The following is a 15425-nucleotide window of genomic DNA, read 5'->3' as shown; positions in this document are numbered from 1 at the left end:
AGATGTGTTCGAAAGAATCCAAGCTCACAAACAAAAAGATCTTTATCAACTACTCCCTTCAAACTGGGAACAGTACCGACCTAAATAAAATTATCCCATACAAGATGGGGTTGGTCGGATGGATACCAATAATAAGAGTTAAGATAATACTCATAAATTCAATTGTTAGAAATAAAAAAAGGCAGCTAAGCTGCCCTTTTTTTATCCTGAAATCAGCGTTAGAAATTATTTCTTAGGAAAAAACGCTGAATCTCCCAATTGCTCTTCAATTCTCAACAATTGATTATACTTTGCCATTCTATCAGATCTAGATGCAGATCCAGTTTTGATTTGACCGCAGTTTACCGCTACAGCTAGATCAGCAATGGTAGAATCCTCTGTTTCACCTGATCTATGAGACATAACTGCTGTGAATCCAGCCTTATGAGCCATAGAAATAGCGTTTAAAGTTTCAGTCAAAGTACCGATTTGATTTACTTTGATCAAGATAGAGTTAGCTGACTTTTCTTTGATTCCTCTAGCCAAAAAGTTAACATTCGTCACAAAAAGATCATCACCAACCAATTGGACTTTATCACCGATTTTCTCTGTAAGCATAGCCCAACCTGCCCAGTCTTCTTCAGCAAAACCATCTTCGATTGAATCGATTGGATACTTCTCAGCGAGCTCAGCTAGGTAAGCAACCTGCTCTTCTCTTGTACGAGTCTGTCCACCTTCACCTTCAAATTTCTTATAATCATATTTTCCATCTACATAGAATTCAGAAGCTGCACAATCAAGCGCTATGGTGATATCTGATCCTGCTTTGTAGCCAGCTTTTTCAATAGCTTCTAAAATACAAGCTAAAGCTTCTTCTGTACCACCAGAAAAATTTGGAGCAAATCCACCCTCATCTCCTACTGCAGTACTTAGGTTTTTATCATGTAAGATTTTCTTCAAGTGATGAAAAATCTCAGCCCCCATCCTTATAGCTTCAGAAAAATTCTCAGCCCCAACAGGTCTGATCATAAACTCCTGAAATGCAATAGGTGCATCTGAATGAGAACCTCCATTGATAATGTTCATCATAGGAACAGGCAAAGTGTTTGCATTAACACCACCTATGTAACGATACAAAGGCTGGCCAACTTCCATTGCAGCAGCTTTAGCAACCGCCAAAGAAACCCCTAAAATGGCATTAGCTCCAAGCTTACTTTTATTTTGAGTTCCATCAAGATCGATCATGATTTGATCAATAAGGTTTTGCTCAAAAACATCAAGACCTAAAAGTTCAGGGGCTATAACGTCATTGACATTAGATACAGCCTTCAAGACTCCCTTTCCAAGGTATTTAGATTTGTCTCCATCTCTTAATTCCACCGCTTCATTGACTCCCGTAGAAGCACCACTTGGAACAGCAGCACGTCCAAAAGCACCATTTTCGGTAACTACATCTACTTCGATGGTAGGATTTCCCCTAGAGTCCAAAATTTGTCTAGCGTGGATTGATTGAATTAACGTCATAATTTTAAATGGTTTAATTAGGTATTATTTTTATTGCATTAAAGATACAAATTCGTCAAATAAATATCGAGAATCATGTGGCCCAGGAGCAGATTCTGGGTGATATTGCACTGAAAATGCTGGTTTACTCTTAAGCTTTATTCCAGCTACAGTTCCATCATTAAGATGGACATGGGTAATTTGAAGGTCAGAATTACTTTCCACATCCTCTTTTTTAACAACAAAACCATGATTCTGAGAAGTAATTTCACTTTTACCAGTAATCAAATTTTTGATAGGGTGATTGATACCTCGATGTCCGTGATGCATCTTGTAAGTAGATACGCCACAAGCTTCGGCTAATAGCTGATGGCCGAGGCAAATTCCAAAAACAGGCTTCCCTGATTCAAGAATAGCTTTGGTAGTCTCCACAGCATAATCCATCACTGCAGGATCACCAGGTCCGTTAGACAAAAAATAACCAGATGGATTCCAGTCTTGCATCTCCTCCAATTTAGTTTTGGCAGGAAAAACCTTACAGTACACACCTCTATCTGCAAGATTACGAAGTATATTCATCTTGATACCGAAATCAAGGCAAGCCACTTTTATTGCTGAATTCTCATCACCGTAAAAGAAAGGCTCCTTTGTACATACTTTGGAAGACAATTCTAAACCGTTCATATCAGGCACAAGATTCAACTCCGCTTTCAAACCTGCAAGATCATTTTCAAATTCAGAGCTAATGATAGCATTCATAGCTCCCTTTGACCTAATGTGACGTACAAGTTTCCTAGTATCTATATCTGCAATACCAGTGATTCCATGCTTTACAAGATAATCTTGCAAAGAACTATCAGCATCTAGTCTACTAAAGACCTCAGAGAAAGAATTCACAACGATGCCTGCAATCGTTGGGGCACCAGACTCGGACTCAGATTCTACAACACCATAGTTCCCAATATGAGAAGTAGTTGTAACGATGATTTGCCCTGTATAAGATGGATCAGTATAAATCTCCTGATAACCAGTCATGCCTGTGTTGAAGCATATTTCACCACCATTTGTTCCTGGATTACCGATAAGAGTTCCGCGGAAAATCGTTCCGTCAGCTAAGAGAAGGGTTGCTTTTTGTTTGTTCATTTTTATTCTAAGACTGGTCAAATTTAAGAAATTTCTAAAGATTAAGCCTTGTAAAATTGAAAGGATATAAAAAAAGGGATTGAACCAAAGTTCAATCCCTTTATATGAAGAGTCCTACAACATATTATTCTGCTGAATTATCTTCTTTTTTTTCTGTTTCTGAAGCATCAGCTTCTGGAGCATCAGCAACAGCTGTATTAGTTTCTGCATTAGATGAAGCACCAGAACCTCTTCTACTTCTTCTAGTAGTTTTCTTAGCTGGTTTTGCTTCTTTCAACATCAATTCGTTGAAGTCTACCAATTCAATAATACACATCTCAGCATTATCACCTAGTCTAAAACCAGTTTTGATAATTCTAGTATATCCTCCTGGTCTAGTAGCTACTTTTTCGATCACTTCGCCGAAAAGTTCTTTGATAGCATCTTTACTTTGAAGGTAAGAGAATGCAATTCTCCTATTGTGTGTAGTATCTTCTTTAGCCCTTGTGATCAAAGGCTCTACAAATTTTCTCAATTCCTTGGCCTTAGCAAGCGTAGTAGATATACGCTTGTGAAGGATCAAAGAAGCTGCCATATTTGAAAGCATAGCCTTTCTGTGGCTGGCAGTTCTTCCAAGATGGTTAAATTTCTTACCGTGTCTCATTTTTATTACTCTTCATCAAGTTTATACTTAGACAAATCCATACCGAAGGTTAATCCCTTCTCTTGGATAAGTTGTTCTAATTCAGCAAGAGATTTCTTTCCAAAGTTTCTAAATTTCATCATATCAGAAATTTCCAACCTTGCCAAATCCCCTAATGTTTTCACATCTGCTGCTTTCAAACAGTTGAATGCTCTCACTGACAAATCTAGATCTCCCAAATTGGTTTTCAATAGTTTTCTCATGTGTAGGAATTCTTCATCAATCGGCTCTGGTTCAGAAACTCCTGTAGAGTCCAAGACCATAGTCTGATCAGAAAACAACATAAAATGCTGAATAAGAATCTTTGCTGATTCTTGAAGCGCCTTTTCAGGATGGATAGAGCCATCTGTAGTCACCTCTAGGATCAATTTTTCGAAGTCAGTCTTTTGCTCTACCCTAGTATTTTCAACACTATACTTTACATTCTTAATAGGTGTGAAGATTGCGTCAATAGGAATAACTCCAAAAACTTGCTCCTTAGGTTTAGACTCTTCAGCTGGAAGATACCCTCTTCCTTTTTCTACTGTAAGTTCTACTTCAAGACTTTTTGATTCATCCAAGTGGCATATAACCAATTCGGGATTCAAAACCTCAAATGAAGAGGTATACTTCGCAATGTCACCAGCAGTAAAAACCGATTGATTTTTAACCTCAACAGTAATCTTACCGTCAATAGCTTCATGAGATTTTTTAAATCTAACTTGCTTTAGGTTTAGGATGATGTCAGTAACATCCTCCACTACCCCTTCAATGGTAGAAAATTCATGAACAACACCTGGTAGTTTTACGGAAGTGATGGCATAACCTTCTAGAGATGAAAGAAGAATTCTTCTCAAGGCATTACCAATTGTAACCCCATAGCCTTTTTCAAGTGGCTTGAATGTGAATAGACCGTGAAAATCATCAGCCTTCTCCATCACCACTTTCTCAGGCATTTGAAATGCTAGTATGGACATATCAATAGTTCTTTTTAAGTCTGAATTAATATTACTTAGAGTAAAGTTCGACGATCAATTGTTCCTTGATGTTTTCAGGAATATCTTCCCTTACTGGAACACTCACGAACTTACCTGCATATGAGGCGTTATCCCACTCTAACCATGAATAACGAGAAGCACCTTTTCCAGCCAAGCTAGAAGTGATCGCTTCAAGAGACTTAGAACGCTCTCTAACCGATACCACATCACCTGCTTTCAAAGAGTATGAAGGAATATTAACCAATTCACCATTTACTAGGATGTGCTTATGAGATACAAGTTGTCTAGCACCTCTTCTTGTAGGTGAGATACCCAATCTATAAACTACATTGTCTAATCTTGCCTCAAGAGACTGAAGAAGGTTTTCACCTGTAATCCCTTGCTTTCTTGACGCAATATCAAACATTTTGGAGAACTGTCTTTCCAATACACCATAGATATACTTTGCTTTTTGCTTTTCAGCAAGCTGTATAGCGTATTCTGACTGCTTTTTTCTTCTACCTCTACCATGTTGTCCTGGAGGGTAGTTCTTTTTTTGAAGCGCCTTGCTTTGTCCTTCTATCGGTTCACCGAATTTTCTAGCAATTTTCGCCTTTGGACCTCTATATCTAGCCATTTTCTATTCTTCTTAAATGATTAAACTCTTCTACGTTTTGGAGGACGACATCCATTGTGTGGAAGTGGAGTCACATCTATAATCGTAGTCACATCAAGACCTACATTTTGTAAAGTTCTGATCGCAGATTCTCTACCCGCTCCAGGACCTTTTACAAAAACCTCAATTTTTCTCAATCCTAAATCGTATGCAACCTGACCACAGTTTTGTGCTGCCATTTGTGCTGCATAAGGAGTGTTTTTCTTAGAACCTCTGAATCCCATCTTACCGGCAGAAGCCCAAGAGATCACCTGTCCAGAATTATTGGTAATAGAGATGATGATATTGTTAAAGGAAGCTTTGATATGCGCTTGGCCTACCGCTTCTACTTTAACTACTCTTTTTTTACCTTTAGCTTTATCGTTTCTTTTCTGAGCCATAATCTAAATCAAGATTTATTTAGTTGCTTTCTTTTTGTTAGCAACAGTCTTTCTCTTACCTTTTCTTGTTCTAGCGTTATTTTTAGTTTTTTGACCTCTCAAAGGAAGACCTTTTCTATGTCTCAAACCTCTATAACAACCAATATCCATTAATCGCTTGATATTAAGCTGGATTTCAGATTTAAGAACACCTTCAGTTCTATATTCTTCAGCTATAATATTTCTAATAGCGGTTGATTCTTCATCATTCCACTCACCAGCTTTCTTATCATAAGAAATGCCTGCTTTCTCTAAGATCGCTCTGGCTGAGCTTCTTCCTATACCGAAAATATAGGTTAAGCCGATTTCACCTCGTTTGTTGTCTGGGATGTCAACACCTGCAATTCTTGCCATAATTATTAACCTTGTCTTTGTTTAAACTTCGGATTTTTTTTGTTGATCACATAAAGCTTTCCTTTTCTTCTGATCACTTTACAATCAACACTTCTCTTCTTGATTGATGCCTTTACTTTCATGACAGTTTATTTGTATCTATAAACAATTCTACCTTTTGAAAGATCATATGGAGAAAGCTCTAATTTAACCTTATCTCCAGGTAAGATCTTAATATAATTCATTCTCATTTTTCCTGAAATATGGGCAATCAATTGATGTCCATTCTCCAGTTCCACTTTAAACATTGCATTTGACAATGCTTCTATTATCGTACCATCTTGTTCAATAGATGTCTGCTTAGCCATATTTAGAAATTAAAATTTTCCTCTATATATTGATGTGTCGTCAGTATCTCTGTTCTATCCTTGAATATCGCAACGGTATGCTCGTAATGTGCAGAGGCCTTCCTATCCGCAGTTCGGATTGTCCATCCGTCTCGCTCTTGTACAATATTGCGTGTACCGAGATTTACCATTGGTTCGATTGCTATCACAAGCCCTTCATTCAATAATGGACCGCTGCCTTTCTTTCCATAGTTAGGAACTTCTGGACCTTCATGTAGACTTTTTCCTAATCCATGACCAACTAATTCTCTGACTATGGTATAACCTTTGGCTTCGACAAATTTTTGAATCGCATGGCCGATATCACCAATTCGATTTCCAAAAACCGCCTTCTCAATTCCTAAGTATAAGGAATCCTTCGTCGTTTTTAGTAATGACAATACTTCTGGGGAAACTTCACCGACAGGGTAAGTATAAGCGCTATCGCTATGAAAACCTTGGTGAAAGACTCCACAATCTATTGAGATTATATCGCCATCTTTCAAAACATAGTCACTTGGAAATCCATGTACTACTACTTCATTGACTGAAATACATAGTGAAGCTGGAAATCCACCGTAACCTTTGAAGGAGGGAACACCACCATGATCCCTTATGAACTCCTCCGCAATTTTATCTAAATAAGATGTCTTGACACCTACCTTTACATTCTTAGCAACTTCTCCGTGAGCTTTGCCTAATATTTGAGCACTTTCTTTGATTAACTGAACCTCATCAGAGGTCTTGTAATGAATCATATAGCTGGAGCGTAATTAGAAGGATTATTCTTGATATTCCCACTTTTCATCATTCCCTCATAATGTCTCATTAGCAAGTAACTTTCAATTTGTCTCAGTGTATCCATGATAACACCAACCATGATCAACAATGAAGTACCACCATAGAATTGTGCAAACTCTCCACCTACTCCTGCGATTATCGCAAAAGCTGGTAATATGGCCACTAAGGCCAATAAGAAAGAACCTGGCAATGTAATTCTTGAAATGATATTATCAATAAACTCGGCAGTAGGTGCTCCAGGTTTAATTCCAGGAACAAAACCTCCATTTCTTTTCAAGTCTTCAGCTATTTGTTCTGGGTTCACCGTGATAGCCGTATAGAAGAAAGTAAATAGTATAATCATAATACCAAATACTAAATTGTATTGCCATGATGTGAAATCCGAGAATGTTGAACCGATGTAATTTGCAATATCATTATCGCTTGACCAAATTTGAGCAATTAAAGCTGGTAAAAACATCAACGATTGAGCAAAGATAATAGGCATAACACCCGAAGCATTTACTTTAATAGGAATATATTGCCTCTGTCCACCATAAACCTTCCCTCCTACTACTTGTTTTGCATATTGAACAGGAATTCTTCTAGTTGCTTCAGTAAGCGCAACCACGCCCACCACGACAAAGAACAATACAGCGGCTTCAATTAACAACAAAAGCATACCAGATGTACCTTTTGACAAACCTTCAGCTATAATAGCTCCTGGAAATCTAGAGATAATACCAATCATGATAAGCATTGAAATCCCGTTACCAATACCCTTTTCGGTGATTTTTTCACCCAACCACATACAGAACATGGTTCCAGCAGATAACAATACTAATGAGCTAAACATGAACAAAGAAGTACTTACCATAACTGCTCCAGTAGGAAGTATAGTGGCTGTTATATAGCCAATACCCTGAGCAACAGTAATCGCAATAGTCAAAATACGCGTGATTTGATTGATTCTCTTACGTCCTGACTCTCCTTCTTTCTGTAACTTTTGAAAATATGGTACTCCAACAGTTAACAACTGCAACACAATAGATGCAGAGATATAAGGCATGATGCCCAATCCAAAAATGGAAGCATTACTAAATGCTCCACCTAAGAATGTATCGATCAAGCCGAAAATACCTTCAGGTGCATCGCCTAATTTGGACGGATCAACACCTGGTAAAACGATAAAAGAACCCAATCTGAATACAATCAGAAAACCAATTGTATTCAAAATTCGGACTCTTAAATCTTCAATAGCAAAGATATTCTTAACTGTTGAGATAAACTTTTTCATTGATTAAATCTTGTTAACTGTTCCGCCAACCTTTTCAATAGCTTCTACAGCGGAAGCAGAGAAATAGTGAGCACTTACATTCAATTTCGCTGTAAGTTCGCCTCTACCTAGGACTTTTACAACATCTTTTTGAGAAACTAGTCCATTCTCTACCAAAACATCAAATGTGATTGCATCAGAATTAATTTTTGAAGCTAATTCTTGCAAAGCATCTAGGTTGATAGGCTTACACTCGATTCTATTAAGACTCTTGAAACCGAATTTAGGAACTCTTCTTTGAAGTGGCATCTGACCACCTTCAAATCCTAATTTACTTTTATATCCTGATCTAGACTTGGCACCTTTGTGACCTCTTGTAGAAGTTCCACCTCTACCAGAACCAGTACCACGACCTATTCTTTTTCTGTTTTTTACAGAACCTTCAGCAGGTTTTAATGTATGTAATTTCATGATTAAGCTTCCTCCACTTTTACAAGGTGACTTACTTTTCTTACCATACCAGCAATCTGTGGAGTATTTTCAACTTCAACAGATTTGTTGATCTTGCCAAGACCTAAAGCTACGATAGTAGCCTTTTGATCTTTCGGTCTTTTGATTGTGCTTCTAACTTGCGTTACTTTAACCTTTGCCATCTTCTTAACCGTTAAAAACTTTAGACATTTTAACACTTCTTTGCTGGGATACAGCGATAGCATCTCTCAACTGTACCAAGGCATCAATTGTAGCCTTTACCACGTTGTGAGGATTAGAAGATCCTTTAGATTTGGCAAGTACGTCTGTTACACCAGCACTTTCAAGCACTGCACGCATCGCACCACCTGCAATTACACCAGTACCAGCAGCAGCAGGTTTGATCAAAACAAATCCACCACCAAATTTACCAAGCTGCTCGTGAGGGATAGTTCCTTTTAGAACTGGCACCCTTACAAGGTTTTTCTTAGCATCCTCAATTCCTTTAGTAATTGCATCAGTTACCTCATTAGCCTTTCCAAGACCATAACCAACTACACCATTACCATCTCCAACCACTACGATTGCAGAGAAAGAAAATCTTCTACCACCTTTAACTACTTTAGCAACACGGTTGATAGCAACAACTTTTTCTTTCAGTTCTGTATCCGTTGCCCTTATGGGTTTTCTTTTAACTTGAGACATAATATCTATTAAAATTTAAGGCCGCCTTCCCTTGCACCGTCAGCAAGAGCTTTAACATTACCATGATAAATGTAACCACTTCTGTCAAATACAACAGCAGATACACCTTTAGCAACAGCTCTTTCCGCTAACTTCATACCTACCTCTTTGGAAACAGAGATTGTTGAATTTTTGGCACCAAGTTCTTTAGAAGAGGCTTGAGCAAGTGTATGACCTTTAAGGTCATCAACCAATTGAGCGTATATACCAGTATTGCTTTTAAATACTGACAAACGAGGTCTAGAATCAGTTCCGGAGATTTTTCTACGGATACCTTTCTTGATTCTAAGTCTTCTTGAATTCTTATTAAAAGCCATCTTAATTATTTTTTACCAGCGGTTTTACCAGCTTTACGTCTTACAATTTCACCTACGAAGCGAACACCTTTACCTTTGTAAGGTTCTACTTTACGTAGAGACTTAATTTTTGCAGCTACTTGTCCGATAAGCTCCTTATCAATTCCTTCCAAAGAAATGATTGGGTTCTTACCTTTTGGAGTTTCAGTCTTCAAAGCGATTGACTCTGGAAGCGCAAAAAAGATGCTGTGTGAATACCCTAATGATAACTCAAGTACTTGACCTTGATTGGAGGCTTTGTAACCTACACCGACCAATTCCAAATCTTTCTTGTATCCTTCAGAGACACCGATAACCATGTTGTTCAACAAAGATCTATACAGACCGTGAAGAGACTTGTGTCTCTTAGACTCTGTAGGTCTTCCTACAACGATTTGATTATCTTCAACCGCAACGGTAATATCGGGATTCACATCCTGAGTTAGCGTACCTTTGGGACCTTTAACAGTGACAGTATTATGTGCTGACACGTCTACAGTAACACCCGCTGGTAGATTTATTGGTTTTTTACCTATTCTAGACATAACGGTTTATTAATAAACGTAACAAAGTACTTCTCCACCTATACCTTCAGTTCTTGCCTCTTTATCAGACATTACACCTTTGGAAGTGGATATGATGGCGATTCCTAGACCGTTGATAACTCTAGGTAATTCGTCATGTTTAACATATTTTCTTAGACCTGGCTTACTCACTCGAGCAAGGCTTACGATTGCATTCTGCTTTGTAGCAGGATTATATTTCAAAGCAATTTTGATAGTCCCTTGAGGGCCATTCTCTTCAAACTTGTAATTTTGTATATATCCTTTATCAAAAAGAACTTTAGTTAATTCTTTTTTGATATTAGAAGCAGGAATCTCTACGATTCTATGAGATGCCTTGATGGCATTTCTCAATCTGGTCAAATAATCAGCTATTGGATCAGTCATATTTATATAAGTCTAACTGCACACCCTTAACGGGCGTGCAAAGTTACACAATGATTTTAAGAATAAAAACTTTTGTCCGATTTTTACCAGCTTGACTTGGTTACTCCAGGAATCTTTCCAGCAGAAGCCATTTCTCTGAAAGTTACCCTGTTGATACCAAATTTTCTCATGTAACCTTTTGGACGTCCTGTCAACTTACATCTGTTGTGAAGTCTTACAGGAGAGGCGTTTCTAGGCAGTTTGTCCAAGGCTTCGTAATCACCGGCAGCTTTCAATTCTGCTCTTTTCTTAGCATACTTGGCTACAAGACGTTCTCTTTTTCTCTCACGAGCTTTTAATGATTCTCTTGCCATAATTATTCTTGATTATTTTTATTGATAAAAGGCATTCCGAAGGCTTTCAACAAAGCAAAGCTTTCTTCATCTGTCTGTGCAGTAGTCACGAAAGTGATGTCCATTCCAGAGATTCTGTTTACTTTCTCGATACTGATTTCAGGGAAGATGATTTGTTCAGTTACACCTAGGGTGTAATTTCCTCTTCCATCGAAGCCTTTATCACTAATACCTTTGAAGTCTCTTACACGTGGAAGAGCTACAGTTGTCAATCTATCTAAGAATTCATACATCTTATCACCTCTCAAAGTCACTTTTGCTCCGATTGGCATCTCTTCTCTCAACTTGAAGTTTGAGATAGAGTTTTTAGCCTTAGTAGCTACAGCTTTTTGACCAGTGATGAGAGAAAGTTCTTCTACACCTTGATCTACCAATTTCTTATCAGCTACAGCAGCTCCAATTCCTTTGTTAAGAACAATCTTAGTCAATTTTGGAACTTGCATTACTGACTTGTACTGAAATTTCTCCTTCAATTCAGGAGCTACTTCAGATAGGTACTTATCTTTCATTCTAGGATTAGCCATTGATCACCTCCCCAGTTTTCTTAGAATATCTAACTAATTTTCCATTTTCACCTTTCTTTCTTCCAATCCTAGTGGCTTCGCCAGTTTTAGGATCTACAAGCTTAAGGTTACTTATATGTAAAGATGCTTCTTTATTTTCAATTCCACCTTGAGGATTTGTAGCAGTAGGCTTCACATGTTTAGTTACCATGTTGATACCTTCTACTATAGCTCTCCTTTTTTCAAGGTTTACAGAAAGCACTTTGCCTGTCTTACCCTTATCATCACCTGTCAATACTTTAACGGTATCACCAGTTTTGATGTGTAGTTTGGGTTGTTTATTGAATTTTCTTTCCATGATTACAATACTTCTGGGGCTAAAGATACAATCTTCATAAACTGCTTCTCTCTCAATTCTCTAGCAACAGGGCCGAAAATACGGCTCCCTCTTGGTTCATCATTGTTGTTGAGAAGGACAGCTGCATTATCTTCAAATCGGATATATGAACCGTCTTTTCTTCTAATTTCTTTCTTCGTTCTCACGATAACCGCTTTTGAAACGGTACCTTTTTTCATGTTGCTGGAAGAAAGTGCGGACTTAACAGTTACTACAACTTTATCCCCAATAGAAGCATATCTTTTCTTGGTTCCTCCCAATACACGGATTACAAGTACTTCTTTAGCACCTGAATTATCCGCTACGCTTAGTCTGGATTCTTGTTGTATCATGTTATTTAGCCTTTTCTATAATTTCTACTAATCTCCAACGCTTGTTCTTACTCAGCGGACGAGTTTCGCTTATCTTAACAAGATCGCCTTGTTGGCACTCATTTTTCTCGTCATGAACCATAAACTTTGTAGTCTTGGCAACAAATTTACCATAGATAGGGTGCTTCACCCTTCTCTCTACGGCAACTGTAATGGACTTATCCATCTTGTTGCTGACTACCTTTCCTATTCTTTCTTTACGTAGATTTCTCTCAGTAGTAGCCATCTCTGTTCTTATTTAGCTAATTGTAATGTGGTCAAAGCTGTCTTCAATCTCGCGATTGTACGCTTTACCTCTTTAATTTGATTAGGATTTTCAATCGGAGAAATAGCATGAGCAAAACGCATTTTTGTCAAATTAGTCTGCTCAGCGGCGATTTTCTCGATAATTTCACTTTCTGAAAGTGATTTGATTTCTGAATTCTTCATAGCTTTTCTTATCCTACGTAATCTCTACGTACCACGAAATTTGTACTTACAGGTAGTTTTTGCTGTGCAAGTCTCAAAGCTTCTCTAGCTACTTCAACACTTACTCCTGTTGCTTCAAAAAGGATAGTTCCCGGCTTGATTACTGCAACCCAGTATTCCGGTGCACCTTTACCTTTACCCATACGAACCTCTGCAGGTTTCTTAGTGATAGGTTTGTCAGGGAAAATCCTAATCCAAACCTGACCTTCTCTTTTCATTGCTCTTGTCATAGCGATACGAGCCGCTTCAATCTGACGAGAGGTTATCCATCCAGCTTCAAGGGACTTGATGCCAAAGTTGCCAAAAGAAAGCGTGTGCCCTCTTTGTGCAATGCCTTTGACTCTGCCCTTGTGCATTTTTCTATATTTAGTTCTTTTTGGCTGTAACATGATTTCTCACTTAGGGTGAAAATTAGTTATTTCTCTTTCTTCTTTTTGGGCCGCCTTCTCTTCTCTTGCCTCTTGCGTTTCCTCCTTTTGGCTCATTGGCTGCACCTACGTTTGGAGAAAGATCTCTCTTTCCGTAAACTTCTCCTTTGAATATCCAAACTTTGATACCGATAATACCATATACAGTATTAGCTTCAGAAATTGCATAGTCAATATCAGCTCTTAATGTATGCAAAGGAATTCTTCCTTCTTTGTACATTTCAGATCTTGCCATTTCAGCACCACCCAATCGTCCAGAAAGTTTTACTTTGATACCTTCAGCACCTACTCTGATTGCTGCAGCAATAGATTGCTTCATGGCTCTTCTGAATGAAATACGAGCTTGTAGCTGCTGAGCTATCGATTCACCGACCAACTTTGCATCCAATTCTGGACGTTTGATTTCAAAAATGTTTATTTGAACATCTTTGCTGGTCAATTTTTTCAACTCCTCTTTAAGTTTGTCAACTTCAGCTCCACCTTTTCCAATCACAACACCTGGTCTAGCAGTATGAATGGTAAGGGTGATTCTTTTCAAAGTTCTTTCGATGATAACTTTAGAGATACCACCTTTTGGAATTCTTGCATTGACGTACTTACGAATCTGCTGATCTTCATACAATTTATCAGCGAAGTCTTTTCCACCATACCAGTTAGAATCCCAACCTTTGACTACACCAAGTCTAAAACCAATAGGGTTTATTTTTTGTCCCATAGTCTAATCTTAATTAGAGTTTTCTTTTGTTTCTACTTCATCAGCGGTAACTGTAGTGTTGAAAGCATCAACTACTAAAGTCACATGATTTGATCTTTTACGAATTCTGTGTGCCCTTCCTTGAGGCGCAGGTCTTAGTCTCTTCAACATACGACCACCATCAACTTGAATTGTCTTGATATAAAGATCAGCCTCTTCAAGTTTCTCATCTGGATTCTTTGCCTGCCAGTTAGCCACTGCAGAAAGAAGAAGTTTTTCTAATTTAATAGAACCATGATTAGGTGTAAACTTCAATATACTTAGTGCGTGTCCTACTCTTTTACCTCTCACGAGGTCAGCTACCAATCTCATTTTACGAGTGGAAGTAGGAACATTATTTAATCTTGCTATTGCTTCCATGATTATCTCTTCCCTTTGTCTTTTTTGGCAATGTGACCTCTAAAGTTTCTTGTAGGAGCAAATTCTCCCAACTTATGGCCTACCATGTTGTCTGTTACAAATACAGGAATAAACTTATTTCCATTATGCACAGCAAAGGTATGACCTACAAAATCCGGAGAAATCATTGACCTTCTTGACCAGGTCTTGATTACTGATTTTTTCCCGGACTCGTTCATAGCATCCACTTTTTTGGCCAAGTGATGTTCTATATAAGGACCTTTCTTTAATGAACGTGCCATAGTTATTTAGATCTTTTACTGATAATAAATTTATTTGAATACTTTTTAGGAGACCTAGTTTTCTTACCTTTAGCAAGCAAACCAGTCCTAGATCTTGGGTGTCCACCAGATGAACGTCCTTCACCACCACCCATAGGGTGATCGACAGGGTTCATAGCTACACCTCTTGTCCTAGGTCTTCTTCCTAACCAGCGCTTTCTACCAGCTTTACCTAATACCACGTTCATGTGATCCCCATTGGAAACTACACCGATAGTCGCCATACATACACCAAGAACTAGTCTCATTTCGCCAGAAGGAAGCTTAACGGTAACATACTTACCATCTCTAGCAACTACCTGAGCATATCCACCAGCACTTCTTGCCATAGCTCCACCTTTACCAGGCTTAAGTTCTATGTTGTGTACTACTGTACCCAAAGGAATATTTACCAATTGCATAGCATTGCCCACTTCTGGAGCTACACTCTCACCGGAAATCACTGTTTGTCCAACTTGCAAACCTTCCGGGGCAATAATGTAAGCTTTTGCACCGTCTACATAATAAAGTAATGCTAGACGAGCAGTTCTATTTGGATCATACTCGATAGATTTAACTACCGCTGGGATTCCAAATTTAGTCCTCTTAAAATCTACGATTCTAAGTCTTCTTTTATGGCCACCTCCGATATATCGAGAGGTCATTTTACCTACATTATTTCTACCACCTGATTTCTTCAACGGAGCCAATAGAGATTTCTCTGGCTTTGATGCTGTAATCTCATCAAATGCCGGTGCTACTCTAAATCTGGTCCCTGGAGTTACAGGCTTTAATTTTTTAACTGCCATGATTTTGATTC

28 protein-coding genes are annotated in these 15425 nt (G+C 38.2%); all 28 read right to left on the bottom strand.

Annotated features, from left to right (window positions below; all coding sequences use genetic code 11):
* Positions 1 to 225: 225 nt before the first annotated feature.
* The 28 genes from eno to rplB all read right to left on the bottom strand — a co-directional run bounded on the left by eno (position 226) and on the right by rplB (position 15414).
* Positions 226 to 1503: a phosphopyruvate hydratase gene (gene eno, locus MM239_RS09720; RefSeq protein WP_241347987.1), complete on the bottom strand. Its 1278-nt coding sequence runs from the start codon at positions 1501 to 1503 to the stop codon at positions 226 to 228.
* Between the two features lie 30 nt (positions 1504 to 1533).
* Positions 1534 to 2625 (bottom strand): glutamine-hydrolyzing carbamoyl-phosphate synthase small subunit, encoded by a 1092-nt coding sequence (carA, locus tag MM239_RS09715; protein WP_241347986.1) that lies wholly within the window; start codon positions 2623 to 2625, stop codon positions 1534 to 1536.
* A 124-nt stretch (positions 2626 to 2749) separates the two neighbouring features.
* Positions 2750 to 3268, bottom strand: coding sequence for a 50S ribosomal protein L17 (gene rplQ / locus MM239_RS09710; RefSeq protein WP_241347985.1), 519 nt, complete (start codon positions 3266 to 3268; stop codon positions 2750 to 2752).
* 5 nt (positions 3269 to 3273) lie between these two features.
* On the bottom strand, positions 3274 to 4263 hold the full coding sequence (locus MM239_RS09705; protein ID WP_241295465.1) for a DNA-directed RNA polymerase subunit alpha: 990 nt from the start codon (positions 4261 to 4263) through the stop codon (positions 3274 to 3276).
* Positions 4264 to 4294: 31 nt separating this feature from the next.
* Positions 4295 to 4900 carry a 30S ribosomal protein S4 gene (gene rpsD / locus MM239_RS09700; RefSeq protein ID WP_241347984.1) on the bottom strand — a complete coding sequence of 202 codons (606 nt, stop codon included), beginning with the start codon at positions 4898 to 4900 and terminating at the stop codon, positions 4295 to 4297.
* 20 nt (positions 4901 to 4920) lie between these two features.
* Entirely contained in the window at positions 4921 to 5319 is a 399-nt protein-coding gene (gene rpsK / locus MM239_RS09695) for a 30S ribosomal protein S11 (RefSeq protein WP_009034192.1), read from the bottom strand.
* Between the two features lie 15 nt (positions 5320 to 5334).
* The gene (rpsM, locus tag MM239_RS09690) at positions 5335 to 5712 is read right to left on the bottom strand and encodes a 30S ribosomal protein S13 (protein WP_241295461.1); all 378 of its coding nucleotides are present in this window, start codon (positions 5710 to 5712) and stop codon (positions 5335 to 5337) included.
* Positions 5713 to 5717: 5 nt separating this feature from the next.
* Complete coding sequence (gene rpmJ / locus MM239_RS09685) at positions 5718 to 5834, bottom strand: 50S ribosomal protein L36 (protein ID WP_009034194.1); 117 nt, start codon at positions 5832 to 5834, stop codon at positions 5718 to 5720.
* Between the two features lie 6 nt (positions 5835 to 5840).
* Positions 5841 to 6059 (bottom strand): translation initiation factor IF-1, encoded by a 219-nt coding sequence (gene infA / locus MM239_RS09680; protein ID WP_040480068.1) that lies wholly within the window; start codon positions 6057 to 6059, stop codon positions 5841 to 5843.
* A gap of 2 nt (positions 6060 to 6061) precedes the next feature.
* Positions 6062 to 6835 (bottom strand): type I methionyl aminopeptidase, encoded by a 774-nt coding sequence (gene map / locus MM239_RS09675; RefSeq protein WP_241347983.1) that lies wholly within the window; start codon positions 6833 to 6835, stop codon positions 6062 to 6064.
* Complete coding sequence (gene secY / locus MM239_RS09670; protein WP_241347982.1) at positions 6832 to 8154, bottom strand: preprotein translocase subunit SecY; 1323 nt, start codon at positions 8152 to 8154, stop codon at positions 6832 to 6834. Before secY ends, map begins: the two co-directional genes overlap by 4 nt.
* Before the next feature lie 3 nt (positions 8155 to 8157).
* Complete coding sequence (gene rplO, locus MM239_RS09665) at positions 8158 to 8604, bottom strand: 50S ribosomal protein L15 (RefSeq protein ID WP_241295455.1); 447 nt, start codon at positions 8602 to 8604, stop codon at positions 8158 to 8160.
* 2 nt (positions 8605 to 8606) lie between these two features.
* The gene (rpmD, locus tag MM239_RS09660) at positions 8607 to 8786 is read right to left on the bottom strand and encodes a 50S ribosomal protein L30 (RefSeq protein ID WP_241295453.1); all 180 of its coding nucleotides are present in this window, start codon (positions 8784 to 8786) and stop codon (positions 8607 to 8609) included.
* Positions 8787 to 8790: 4 nt separating this feature from the next.
* Positions 8791 to 9309 carry a 30S ribosomal protein S5 gene (gene rpsE, locus MM239_RS09655; protein WP_241295451.1) on the bottom strand — a complete coding sequence of 173 codons (519 nt, stop codon included), beginning with the start codon at positions 9307 to 9309 and terminating at the stop codon, positions 8791 to 8793.
* Positions 9310 to 9317: 8 nt separating this feature from the next.
* Positions 9318 to 9665 carry a 50S ribosomal protein L18 gene (gene rplR, locus MM239_RS09650; protein WP_262918598.1) on the bottom strand — a complete coding sequence of 116 codons (348 nt, stop codon included), beginning with the start codon at positions 9663 to 9665 and terminating at the stop codon, positions 9318 to 9320.
* Between the two features lie 5 nt (positions 9666 to 9670).
* Positions 9671 to 10228 (bottom strand): 50S ribosomal protein L6, encoded by a 558-nt coding sequence (gene rplF / locus MM239_RS09645; RefSeq protein ID WP_241347981.1) that lies wholly within the window; start codon positions 10226 to 10228, stop codon positions 9671 to 9673.
* Between the two features lie 9 nt (positions 10229 to 10237).
* Positions 10238 to 10633: a 30S ribosomal protein S8 gene (gene rpsH / locus MM239_RS09640; RefSeq protein WP_241347980.1), complete on the bottom strand. Its 396-nt coding sequence runs from the start codon at positions 10631 to 10633 to the stop codon at positions 10238 to 10240.
* 83 nt (positions 10634 to 10716) lie between these two features.
* Positions 10717 to 10986: a 30S ribosomal protein S14 gene (gene rpsN, locus MM239_RS09635; RefSeq protein WP_076501213.1), complete on the bottom strand. Its 270-nt coding sequence runs from the start codon at positions 10984 to 10986 to the stop codon at positions 10717 to 10719.
* Between the two features lie 2 nt (positions 10987 to 10988).
* Entirely contained in the window at positions 10989 to 11549 is a 561-nt protein-coding gene (rplE, locus tag MM239_RS09630; protein WP_241295445.1) for a 50S ribosomal protein L5, read from the bottom strand.
* On the bottom strand, positions 11542 to 11886 hold the full coding sequence (gene rplX, locus MM239_RS09625) for a 50S ribosomal protein L24 (RefSeq protein ID WP_241347979.1): 345 nt from the start codon (positions 11884 to 11886) through the stop codon (positions 11542 to 11544). Before rplX ends, rplE begins: the two co-directional genes overlap by 8 nt.
* Positions 11887 to 11888: 2 nt before the next feature.
* Entirely contained in the window at positions 11889 to 12257 is a 369-nt protein-coding gene (gene rplN / locus MM239_RS09620) for a 50S ribosomal protein L14 (RefSeq protein ID WP_076501217.1), read from the bottom strand.
* Position 12258: 1 nt separating this feature from the next.
* Complete coding sequence (rpsQ, locus tag MM239_RS09615) at positions 12259 to 12522, bottom strand: 30S ribosomal protein S17 (RefSeq protein WP_241295443.1); 264 nt, start codon at positions 12520 to 12522, stop codon at positions 12259 to 12261.
* 8 nt (positions 12523 to 12530) lie between these two features.
* A complete protein-coding gene (gene rpmC, locus MM239_RS09610; protein WP_241347978.1) occupies positions 12531 to 12725 on the bottom strand; it encodes a 50S ribosomal protein L29 in 195 nt (64 codons plus the stop codon).
* 8 nt (positions 12726 to 12733) lie between these two features.
* Positions 12734 to 13153, bottom strand: a complete 420-nt coding sequence (gene rplP / locus MM239_RS09605) for a 50S ribosomal protein L16 (RefSeq protein WP_241295440.1) — start codon at positions 13151 to 13153, stop codon at positions 12734 to 12736.
* A 22-nt stretch (positions 13154 to 13175) separates the two neighbouring features.
* On the bottom strand, positions 13176 to 13907 hold the full coding sequence (rpsC, locus tag MM239_RS09600; protein WP_241347977.1) for a 30S ribosomal protein S3: 732 nt from the start codon (positions 13905 to 13907) through the stop codon (positions 13176 to 13178).
* 9 nt (positions 13908 to 13916) lie between these two features.
* Positions 13917 to 14306 carry a 50S ribosomal protein L22 gene (rplV, locus tag MM239_RS09595; RefSeq protein WP_241347976.1) on the bottom strand — a complete coding sequence of 130 codons (390 nt, stop codon included), beginning with the start codon at positions 14304 to 14306 and terminating at the stop codon, positions 13917 to 13919.
* Between the two features lie 2 nt (positions 14307 to 14308).
* Positions 14309 to 14587: a 30S ribosomal protein S19 gene (gene rpsS / locus MM239_RS09590; RefSeq protein WP_106566639.1), complete on the bottom strand. Its 279-nt coding sequence runs from the start codon at positions 14585 to 14587 to the stop codon at positions 14309 to 14311.
* A gap of 2 nt (positions 14588 to 14589) precedes the next feature.
* A complete protein-coding gene (gene rplB, locus MM239_RS09585) occupies positions 14590 to 15414 on the bottom strand; it encodes a 50S ribosomal protein L2 (protein ID WP_241347975.1) in 825 nt (274 codons plus the stop codon).
* Positions 15415 to 15425: the final 11 nt, after the last annotated feature.

The organism is Belliella filtrata (assembly GCF_022549775.1).
In the GTDB taxonomy this organism is placed as follows: domain Bacteria; phylum Bacteroidota; class Bacteroidia; order Cytophagales; family Cyclobacteriaceae; genus Belliella; species Belliella filtrata.
Note: the sequence above shows the minus strand (reverse complement) of the source record. Positions and strands in the feature narration are given on the sequence as shown.

What these genes read in the sequence shown, in the direction of transcription:
- eno (WP_241347987.1), bottom strand. Translation starts at nt 1,503, where the DNA reads ATGACGTTAATTCAATCAATCCACGCTAGACAAATTTTGGACTCTAGG.
- carA (WP_241347986.1), bottom strand. Translation starts at nt 2,625, where the DNA reads ATGAACAAACAAAAAGCAACCCTTCTCTTAGCTGACGGAACGATTTTC.
- rplQ (WP_241347985.1), bottom strand. Translation starts at nt 3,268, where the DNA reads ATGAGACACGGTAAGAAATTTAACCATCTTGGAAGAACTGCCAGCCAC.
- MM239_RS09705 (WP_241295465.1), bottom strand. Translation starts at nt 4,263, where the DNA reads ATGTCCATACTAGCATTTCAAATGCCTGAGAAAGTGGTGATGGAGAAG.
- rpsD (WP_241347984.1), bottom strand. Translation starts at nt 4,900, where the DNA reads ATGGCTAGATATAGAGGTCCAAAGGCGAAAATTGCTAGAAAATTCGGT.
- rpsK (WP_009034192.1), bottom strand. Translation starts at nt 5,319, where the DNA reads ATGGCTCAGAAAAGAAACGATAAAGCTAAAGGTAAAAAAAGAGTAGTT.
- rpsM (WP_241295461.1), bottom strand. Translation starts at nt 5,712, where the DNA reads ATGGCAAGAATTGCAGGTGTTGACATCCCAGACAACAAACGAGGTGAA.
- rpmJ (WP_009034194.1), bottom strand. Translation starts at nt 5,834, where the DNA reads ATGAAAGTAAAGGCATCAATCAAGAAGAGAAGTGTTGATTGTAAAGTG.
- infA (WP_040480068.1), bottom strand. Translation starts at nt 6,059, where the DNA reads ATGGCTAAGCAGACATCTATTGAACAAGATGGTACGATAATAGAAGCA.
- map (WP_241347983.1), bottom strand. Translation starts at nt 6,835, where the DNA reads ATGATTCATTACAAGACCTCTGATGAGGTTCAGTTAATCAAAGAAAGT.
- secY (WP_241347982.1), bottom strand. Translation starts at nt 8,154, where the DNA reads ATGAAAAAGTTTATCTCAACAGTTAAGAATATCTTTGCTATTGAAGAT.
- rplO (WP_241295455.1), bottom strand. Translation starts at nt 8,604, where the DNA reads ATGAAATTACATACATTAAAACCTGCTGAAGGTTCTGTAAAAAACAGA.
- rpmD (WP_241295453.1), bottom strand. Translation starts at nt 8,786, where the DNA reads ATGGCAAAGGTTAAAGTAACGCAAGTTAGAAGCACAATCAAAAGACCG.
- rpsE (WP_241295451.1), bottom strand. Translation starts at nt 9,309, where the DNA reads ATGTCTCAAGTTAAAAGAAAACCCATAAGGGCAACGGATACAGAACTG.
- rplR (WP_262918598.1), bottom strand. Translation starts at nt 9,665, where the DNA reads ATGGCTTTTAATAAGAATTCAAGAAGACTTAGAATCAAGAAAGGTATC.
- rplF (WP_241347981.1), bottom strand. Translation starts at nt 10,228, where the DNA reads ATGTCTAGAATAGGTAAAAAACCAATAAATCTACCAGCGGGTGTTACT.
- rpsH (WP_241347980.1), bottom strand. Translation starts at nt 10,633, where the DNA reads ATGACTGATCCAATAGCTGATTATTTGACCAGATTGAGAAATGCCATC.
- rpsN (WP_076501213.1), bottom strand. Translation starts at nt 10,986, where the DNA reads ATGGCAAGAGAATCATTAAAAGCTCGTGAGAGAAAAAGAGAACGTCTT.
- rplE (WP_241295445.1), bottom strand. Translation starts at nt 11,549, where the DNA reads ATGGCTAATCCTAGAATGAAAGATAAGTACCTATCTGAAGTAGCTCCT.
- rplX (WP_241347979.1), bottom strand. Translation starts at nt 11,886, where the DNA reads ATGGAAAGAAAATTCAATAAACAACCCAAACTACACATCAAAACTGGT.
- rplN (WP_076501217.1), bottom strand. Translation starts at nt 12,257, where the DNA reads ATGATACAACAAGAATCCAGACTAAGCGTAGCGGATAATTCAGGTGCT.
- rpsQ (WP_241295443.1), bottom strand. Translation starts at nt 12,522, where the DNA reads ATGGCTACTACTGAGAGAAATCTACGTAAAGAAAGAATAGGAAAGGTA.
- rpmC (WP_241347978.1), bottom strand. Translation starts at nt 12,725, where the DNA reads ATGAAGAATTCAGAAATCAAATCACTTTCAGAAAGTGAAATTATCGAG.
- rplP (WP_241295440.1), bottom strand. Translation starts at nt 13,153, where the DNA reads ATGTTACAGCCAAAAAGAACTAAATATAGAAAAATGCACAAGGGCAGA.
- rpsC (WP_241347977.1), bottom strand. Translation starts at nt 13,907, where the DNA reads ATGGGACAAAAAATAAACCCTATTGGTTTTAGACTTGGTGTAGTCAAA.
- rplV (WP_241347976.1), bottom strand. Translation starts at nt 14,306, where the DNA reads ATGGAAGCAATAGCAAGATTAAATAATGTTCCTACTTCCACTCGTAAA.
- rpsS (WP_106566639.1), bottom strand. Translation starts at nt 14,587, where the DNA reads ATGGCACGTTCATTAAAGAAAGGTCCTTATATAGAACATCACTTGGCC.
- rplB (WP_241347975.1), bottom strand. Translation starts at nt 15,414, where the DNA reads ATGGCAGTTAAAAAATTAAAGCCTGTAACTCCAGGGACCAGATTTAGA.